This window comes from Prevotella sp. PTAC, assembly GCF_013166535.1.
Lineage (GTDB): Bacteria > Bacteroidota > Bacteroidia > Bacteroidales > Bacteroidaceae > Prevotella.
In genome coordinates this window covers 208960-216708 of sequence record NZ_JABKKK010000006.1, presented here as the reverse complement: position 1 = coordinate 216708, position 7749 = coordinate 208960, and the positions used below count along the sequence as shown (strand labels likewise).

The window sequence follows — 7749 nt, the reverse complement described above, 5'->3', positions numbered from 1 at the left end:
CTTCTTGCCATACTCGTTTTTTGTTTGCAAAGTTATTACTCAACGAGTTAGACCTTGATATGCCAACCTATGCCACAAGCTGCCAGATACAACACGGTGTGTTAAAAATCACCATCCGGCGGGTAACGATTTGGAGACCGTTCTGCTTCATAAATCCTCTTTCCTTTGCATTACCCCGGTTTCTCGCCTGTCCTCATTTGGCTCCGCAAACGCCTTATTGACAGGCGTTACGAAGACATTTGTCTCTTTTTATTCGTCTTTTCCAGAGATTTTTCGTAACTTTGCAATCTAAAACGCGCTTGCGCAGACGAATAGACCACCCAATGTAAGTAATAACTTATATTCAACATATTTAATGAACTTCCTTGTAGTCGCAAAAAGGTTTGGTCGCCTGTCTGCCTACTCGGAAGTTCTTACTTTATATCGCAATATTTCAATATGCCCAATGGTAATAAAATAAATGAGTTTCACTTGTTTGCTGGAATTGGCGGCGGCATCTATGGTGGTGAAATGTTAGGTCACCACTGTTGTGCTGGTGTTGAAATTAACAAGTTCTGCCAAGATGTTCTTATCCAACGCCAAAAAGACGGATGGATGGACAAGTTTCCCATTTATGATGATATTACTGTCCTAAACGGAGAAGACTTCGTTGGACAATTTGACATATTGTGCGGGGGATTTCCTTGTCAGGCATTTAGTTACGCAGCTCATGGTAACAATATCGAAGAAAAAAAAATTGTGGCCTTATATGCTTGACTTTATCATCAAATCAAATGCACCTATTGTCTTTGGCGAAAATGTTACTATAATAGCTATAGATCAAGCCGCTAAAGATTTGGAAATGTTAGGCTATCGCGTAGAGCGTTGCAGACTTGCTTGTCAAGATATTCATGCTGACCACAAACGTCCTCGCTTTTGGCTTCTTGCAGTCAAAGATGATGAGGTATTCAAAAAAGTAGCAGACCATATTACTACTTTGCCGAGATTTTCTGCCAAATTTTGGCACACAAATCCACATGAAATAGAATACCCATCTCCAGTTCCTGTATTAGCACCTCAAAAAAGAGGCGTTGGAAATGCTCAGGCTCCAATCGCTGCTGCAACTGCGTTCCGAATCCTTGTTAATCGTCATCTAACGCATTTGTTTGATGATGTCGTTCCACACCAAGACGAGATAGACGCTGTTTTTGAAACAACTGAAACATGGATTCAAAAGCAGAACCCTAATGATCCTATTTATATACATACTCCAACTACGATGGGCAACTATCATTACAAGTCAATGATGAAACACCCCTCTTGCGCTAAATACGTCAGAGTATTTGGAAAACCAACGGCTCTGCACGCCGAATACCTGATGGGATTTCCTATTGGAGCCTCTTCTCCTTATCCACAATCTCATAAAGCCTTTGAATTATGGAAAAAGCAATACTAACCCAACAAGAACTTCAGTCGAATCTTGAACGATTTGCAACATTCTATAGTTCGCAAACCAATAAAGGTACTTATAGAACGACTGGCAGACCCCCCCTCCTAAAAGATGGACTTGGCACAAGGGCTAATTCCATTTGGAAAATGGCTGAATATATTGTCGCGACATATGAAGACTCCGACAAACCTATCCAAGCCTATCTTGATGGGTGGCACGCTCTGTCTAAAAATTTCCGCGACCAATTCCTTTTTCTTGAAATTGAGCCTAATACATGGAATCTTTATGATTGGTCTGGAAAACTTCTTAATGAAAATGTTCCTATTGAATTCTTTTTTCAATCCAAAGAACGCGAATATCGTGAGCTTCTTGAAAAATACGGAGAGCAAGAAACCATTATTGCAGAAGAAATTTTAACGGCAAATTCTTTCAGGCAATTTGTCCGTTCTGTTCTTTTGCATTTGTATGCCAATGATAAGTTTGAGGGCTTCTTCAACCGTCTGATTGTAACCAATTATGCTGATGGCACATTCCGTTCCATTGCAGAAGGTTTCAATCTTTACTTCCGTGCTGATGACCACAACGACGACTCTTATTGGGAGGACGAGTTTGTTGTTGATGGAACTTCATGGTATCTTAAAAACAACCCTAAGGCAGAGGGTTTTAGCGTTTTTGCATCTTTCGTCAATAAATATTATCCTGAATATTATGCTGAAAAGCGAGGGACTCAATTCTTCCTCTATTGTGCGCCGAAACCATTTGCAAGTAGAGAACCTCGCCAAGTAATTTATTTCGGCGCACCTGGAACTGGTAAATCATTTGAGGTACAACGAATAATTAACGAACGAGCTAAGAAACGTAATATAAGAACCACATTCCACCCCGACACCGATTACTCTTCTTTCGTTGGTTGTTTTAAGCCAACTATGAAAAATGGTAATATTGAATACCGTTTTACTCCACAAGCTTTTGTAAATGCATATGTAAAAGCGTGGACTGACCTATCAAAACCATTCTTTCTCGTTATTGAAGAGATTAACCGAGGAAATTGCGCTCAGATTTTCGGCGATATATTCCAGCTCCTTGATCGCAGCTCTGATGGAGAATCAAGCTATACAATTCAGCCTGATACCGATTTACAGAACTATCTTGCCTCCCAGTTAGGTGAGATTCCCAACATCCCCCTTGAAATTGCGTTGGGGCAAGAAATGCGGTTGCCCGCAAATATGTTCATTTACGCGACAATGAATACTTCGGATCAATCGCTTTTCCCTATTGACTCAGCTTTCAAACGTCGTTGGGATTGGAGATATACGGCAATAAAACCGGGAGATAAAGAACATATTCTTAATGTCAACGGAGCTTTATATAAGTGGACTTCGTTTATCGAACTCGTAAATGCTAAAATTTACGATCTTACTAAAAATGAAGATAAGCAACTTGGCTATTGGTTCATTAAACCTGATGAAAATGGACATATTGATTGGACATTGTTTGTTAGCAAAGCTCTTTTCTATATTTGGAACGATGTTATTAAGGACCATGCTCAACTTGAAAAGTCTGATTCTGCGTTTGGTAAGAAATTCGCTTTTACCTCTTTTTTCAATGCAAGTGGAGAGCCACAGTCAAACCATGTCATAGATTTCCTCGAAACTCTCGGGGTAAAACGACATACGCCTGTTGAATACGCAATTCGTAACGATGACGATACAACAGCAAATGAACCAGCAATTGGCTATGGCGATGACAATCACATAGAAGATAACCACCGCTCTAAAGGCTCAAAGTATTCTTATATTCTTGACGGAGAGTATTATTCCGGAATAGGGAAAGTAGTTCGTAAAGTGATTGATACGCTTTGCCAAACAATGACTTTTGACTCCTTGAGACAAGACTTTGATAACATTGTTAAGAAAACTTATGAGAATGGTTCTTGTTTGAGGCTCGGCACCGCTGAAGAACTTGGACGAGATGAAAATGGCCGGATGCGCTGGTACAAGGACCCATTTACTTCTAGTGATGGAAAAGTATTCAGTGTTATTTCTCTTTGGCCCGATTCTTATTATCTCGCCATTAAAAGATTTGTTGATTATTATCCATCAATCTTCCCTGGTGGCCTTACGCAAAATATATCTGACTGATGAAACTACTGATTGAGGATTTCCCATATCCCGCCGACAAAGTCAGAGGTCTACTCGGTGGCGATCAGCCATACGAGTCCGATGGCTTTTGCCGCATCCCTAATGTCGGGTACTACTATAATCCTTCAATCCGCGACTGCGTTTTCATTCTTCCTAAGGTTATCCTTGACTATAACGAAAACGCCCATGCCGAAACCGTCTTCGGCAAGTTTCATCCATTCGACATCATCGACGTTGATAAAGCCTTCCGCGATGAAATGCTCAACTCCGAGCAGCGCGATTTTATTTATAACCTCTCCACATGGATTTACCGTGCAATTGCGGAGTTCGTGAGGATAAATGATGAATTGCCCAAAGACCAACGCTCGCGCATTGTCTATCGTAAGCAATTCTCCAACGTGAGCCTTAACGGTCAGAACACCGACGGTACGTTGATTGACATTATCCTCTCGCTCATTAAATTCGCTAATGAAAACCGCGATTGGTTCATGTTCATTATCAAGAACATTCACAGCGGTTATAATAAAATCAACTGGCAGAAGACCATAGCGACTAAGACCGCTTTTGTCAAAGACAACGTTCCGCATTTTGTCGAAATAGTAAACAAGAAGAAGCAAATCAACTTCGATGAAGAATTGCTCATTATCTTTTACTCAATTCTTTACTATGTCCGTGAAAAGTATGGATTTCCTATAAATATCACGTTCAATTACGAGTTGATTAAAGGCCCAAAGTTTGACAGCTATCTTGCCGGACTTGGCAAAGCCCGACTCCTTCAGATTAAATACAAGTATTTTTCTGATAAGGCTCTCCAACTTTGGAACTTATGTTATTGCTTCTTCGCAATGGTGGAGCAAATGGCCGCGAAACCTGATGCGTCGGAATATCTTTTTGTCTCTGACTTCGACATCGTTTTTGAAACGATGATTGATGAACTTATTTCTGACAAAAACATCCCAGCCGCACTCCGCGACCAACGCGACGGAAAGATTGTAGACCACATCTATCCATTCCAATCTCTTGTTACTTCCACCGACATCTACCACATCGGAGACAGCAAATATTATAAAATTGGGGCTTCCGTACACGGCAATTCCGAATACAAGCAATATACCTACGCTCGCAACGTAATCCATTTCAATCTTGACCTTTGGCTCCGTTATGGAGAAGATGCGGTCAGCAAGGGAGCGTTACCGTACCTTGACCCATTGACCGACGGCTACAACGTTACGCCTAACTTCTTCATCAGCGCGGAGATTGATAAGGATTTCAACTACAACGAACCAGGACTACATCTGCATAAGGCACATGACGGAAAGAATTATGCCGTAAGCAGACACTTCGTTAACCGCTTGTTTGACCGCGATACCCTTTGGCTATCGCATTACGACATTAACTTCCTCTACGTCCTCGCGCTTTTCGTGTCGCCACATCAAAGCGTCAGAGACGAGTTCAAGGAACATACTCGCCTCCGCTTCCGCAATCAAATCATCGGCTTACTTAATGGCAAATATGAATTTTTCAAATTCAATATTGCGCGTGAGGAAATGGAAGATTTCGTAACTCGCAACTTCCGCGAGTTAACTGGTAAAATCTACCATTTTGACAGTACACTTCTCTTGGCACTTGAAAAGGGACACGAGGATTCTGAGGGACTTAAAGCCAAATACAGTGATATTTTGTTAGAGTTTAATCTTTACTAATAATCCCAACAATGGAAACGGTAAAAGATCCAAATATTGATTTACTTGTTCGTCCGAGACTGATTGACTATCATAAGATATTACTCAGCCAAGCGGATGCCGATTTCTGTATACCTTTCATTGATGAGGATATACCTCTTTACATAGATCCATTTCTACTCTGGAAATCTAACTCCATTACCGACAATTCTTTACATAATTCAATAGTTGAAACTTTCAACTATTGGGGTTGGCTTTATTCCAATGGTAAGATGACAGAGGCTATTGAGACTATTAGGTACGCCTCTGAATGTCCCGCTGTTGGTTTAGGCACTGCAAAGACTAAGGATGGAAAGAGAATCGGGGTTGAGTTGGCCTCTCAAATTCTTACCCTTTTTCAACAAGTCCCCCAAATAAAGTGTAAAGGGTTTAGTCATATTGAGGAAGTTCAACTTTTGGTAAGGAATATTTCAAAAGATAGGATATGTGACTTTGCTTCAAATATTCTTTCTAATCATCTGAAAGATTATACAATAGACCAATGCGAAAGGCACGGTATACCAACCTCAAAGGCTAAAATTACATGTTATAATTTCCGTAATAGACGGTTTGAGGAAACCGCGACTATTCTTCCTATAAATCCTTCTACAAAGAAACCAATACTTTTCGTTCCCAAACATTGGCTTAGATATTCGCCTTGGCTTAATCCTGACGAGTACTTTTCTGCTTATTATCCCGAGCACGTCGAAGAACAATTAAGAAATAAGACCCGCTATGACGTGATAGACTATAACCGCGTCAATTATGCTATTGTCCAAGGCTACACCACCTCAAAAGAGGCTTCTATCTCTGCGCTAAAGAGTGATCCTCTTTTTAAGCAGATACCTATATCTTCTGCTAAAAGAACTCTTGCAGATATTATTAAACTACCTACCGGAAAAGAAGACAATGCAGATAAAAAATACGAAACACTAATTTGTAAACTATTATCTTCAATGCTTTATCCACATCTTGATTTTGCTGATGCTCAATCAAGGATTGAATCAGGTACGCAGATAAGAGACCTCGTTTTTTATAATAACGTTTCCCATCAATTCCTCCGAGAAATATTCGAGACTTACAATTCTCGTCAAATTGTGTTTGAATTGAAGAATGTTGCTACCCTTACTCGTGACCATATTTCTCAGGTAAATAGATACCTATGTGATAATTTTGGAAAATTCGGTGTGATTGTTACTCGAAATCGACCTCCCAAAAACATAAGACAATACCTTATTGATTTATGGTCAGGTCAGAGAAAGTGCATACTGGTTCTAACCGATGAAGACCTTAAACAGATGGTTTCTATATATGAAAATAAGCAAAGGGCACCTTATGAGGTGCTCAAAAAGCTTTATGTAGAATTTATACGAAAATGCCCAATGTAAAATGAAAATGAAGAAAGCAAAGCGACAAATTAGACAATTGGCAGCTGATTTCAGACGCCTGTCAGATAAAAAGCCAAATGACCAGCTCAACACGTTCAAACTTGAACTCGTCAATTCTGCTATCGAAGAAATTAACAATATCTTACAAGGCGAACTTCCTATTGCTGGATTTGAACTATTTGATGAAGCCGTTTTGCCAACAAATAGTGATGTACTACTTGTGCTCTCTTTATATGAAGCTGAACTAAATTCAAGTGATTATGATTACCTCTCGTGATATTGATAAGTTTGAAGCTGTTTATCCTCTTTTAGTATCCATTACTAAAAGTATGACTACTCTATCAACGAAGAAGCCGAGTGATATTATTTCGGAATTTAAACTTGATCAAATCAATAAAATTCTGAAACAATGTAATACCTTATTAAGAGATAAACGTCCCGATACAGACTTCGATGGATTTGATAATGACACAATGCCTCAAAATAGTGATGTCGTGGTTATGCTTGAATTATACATAGCAAGTATGGATAAATTCAAAATCTCTAACTCAGAGTATGTCGGTGAGGACTGGAACGAAACCTTACCCCACTATGAATGGAAAAAAACGAAATGATATGAGAAACAACAAAAGTTCGGATGAATACAATCTCTTAGCAGAAATGCTAAAGGCTACATATCTTGAAATGAAGGATATGTCTAAAAAAGCTCCAAATGATACTTTGAAACCAATAAAGGTAACTTCACTAAATCGCATCCTTCAAAAATCTAAAGACTTCTTTGAAGGAGAGCCATCCGCTGACTTCTTAGACTTGTTGGACAATGAAATCCTACCCAGTAACAGTGACACCGTTCTGATAATGTCTCACTATGTTGCGGCATTTACTGAGTACTATAAGAGACATGGAGGTTTTGTAAATAGCGGCCTTCATCATATATTCTAATGTTTATGTACTTAGATGGCTTAGATACATACAGCGGATACACCGACAGCAATAAGCATATTTGGACACTACGAAAACAGTAGCTTGAATGATGTATTTAATAAGCTTTGATATGACACCTTTATTTA

The 7749-nt window shown here is 39.5% G+C and carries 9 protein-coding genes; all 9 read left to right on the top strand.

Going from position 1 to position 7749, the window contains the following annotated elements; genetic code table 11:
• On the top strand, nt 1-221 hold a 221-nt coding region (locus tag HPS53_RS12490), incomplete at its 5' end, for a hypothetical protein (protein WP_216651894.1).
• A gap of 217 nt (nt 222-438) precedes the next feature.
• Nucleotides 439-756, top strand: coding sequence for a DNA cytosine methyltransferase (locus HPS53_RS06440; protein WP_172205192.1), 318 nt, complete (start codon nt 439-441; stop codon nt 754-756).
• Entirely contained in the window at nt 749-1435 is a 687-nt protein-coding gene (locus tag HPS53_RS06435; protein WP_172205189.1) for a hypothetical protein, read from the top strand. The genes HPS53_RS06440 and HPS53_RS06435 overlap by 8 nt, the downstream gene beginning before the upstream one ends.
• On the top strand, nt 1417-3570 hold the full coding sequence (locus tag HPS53_RS06430; RefSeq protein ID WP_172205186.1) for an McrB family protein: 2154 nt from the start codon (nt 1417-1419) through the stop codon (nt 3568-3570). The genes HPS53_RS06435 and HPS53_RS06430 overlap by 19 nt, the downstream gene beginning before the upstream one ends.
• The gene (locus tag HPS53_RS06425; RefSeq protein WP_172205183.1) at nt 3570-5273 is read left to right on the top strand and encodes an LlaJI family restriction endonuclease; all 1704 of its coding nucleotides are present in this window, start codon (nt 3570-3572) and stop codon (nt 5271-5273) included. Before HPS53_RS06430 ends, HPS53_RS06425 begins: the two co-directional genes overlap by 1 nt.
• Nucleotides 5274-5284: 11 nt before the next feature.
• Nucleotides 5285-6679 (top strand): hypothetical protein, encoded by a 1395-nt coding sequence (locus HPS53_RS06420; protein ID WP_172205180.1) that lies wholly within the window; start codon nt 5285-5287, stop codon nt 6677-6679.
• Nucleotide 6680: 1 nt separating this feature from the next.
• The gene (locus tag HPS53_RS06415; RefSeq protein ID WP_216651893.1) at nt 6681-6956 is read left to right on the top strand and encodes a hypothetical protein; all 276 of its coding nucleotides are present in this window, start codon (nt 6681-6683) and stop codon (nt 6954-6956) included.
• On the top strand, nt 6934-7293 hold the full coding sequence (locus tag HPS53_RS06410) for a hypothetical protein (RefSeq protein WP_216651892.1): 360 nt from the start codon (nt 6934-6936) through the stop codon (nt 7291-7293). The genes HPS53_RS06415 and HPS53_RS06410 overlap by 23 nt, the downstream gene beginning before the upstream one ends.
• 1 nt (nt 7294) lies before the next feature.
• Nucleotides 7295-7621, top strand: a complete 327-nt coding sequence (locus HPS53_RS06405; RefSeq protein ID WP_172205171.1) for a hypothetical protein — start codon at nt 7295-7297, stop codon at nt 7619-7621.
• Nucleotides 7622-7749 lie beyond the last annotated feature (128 nt).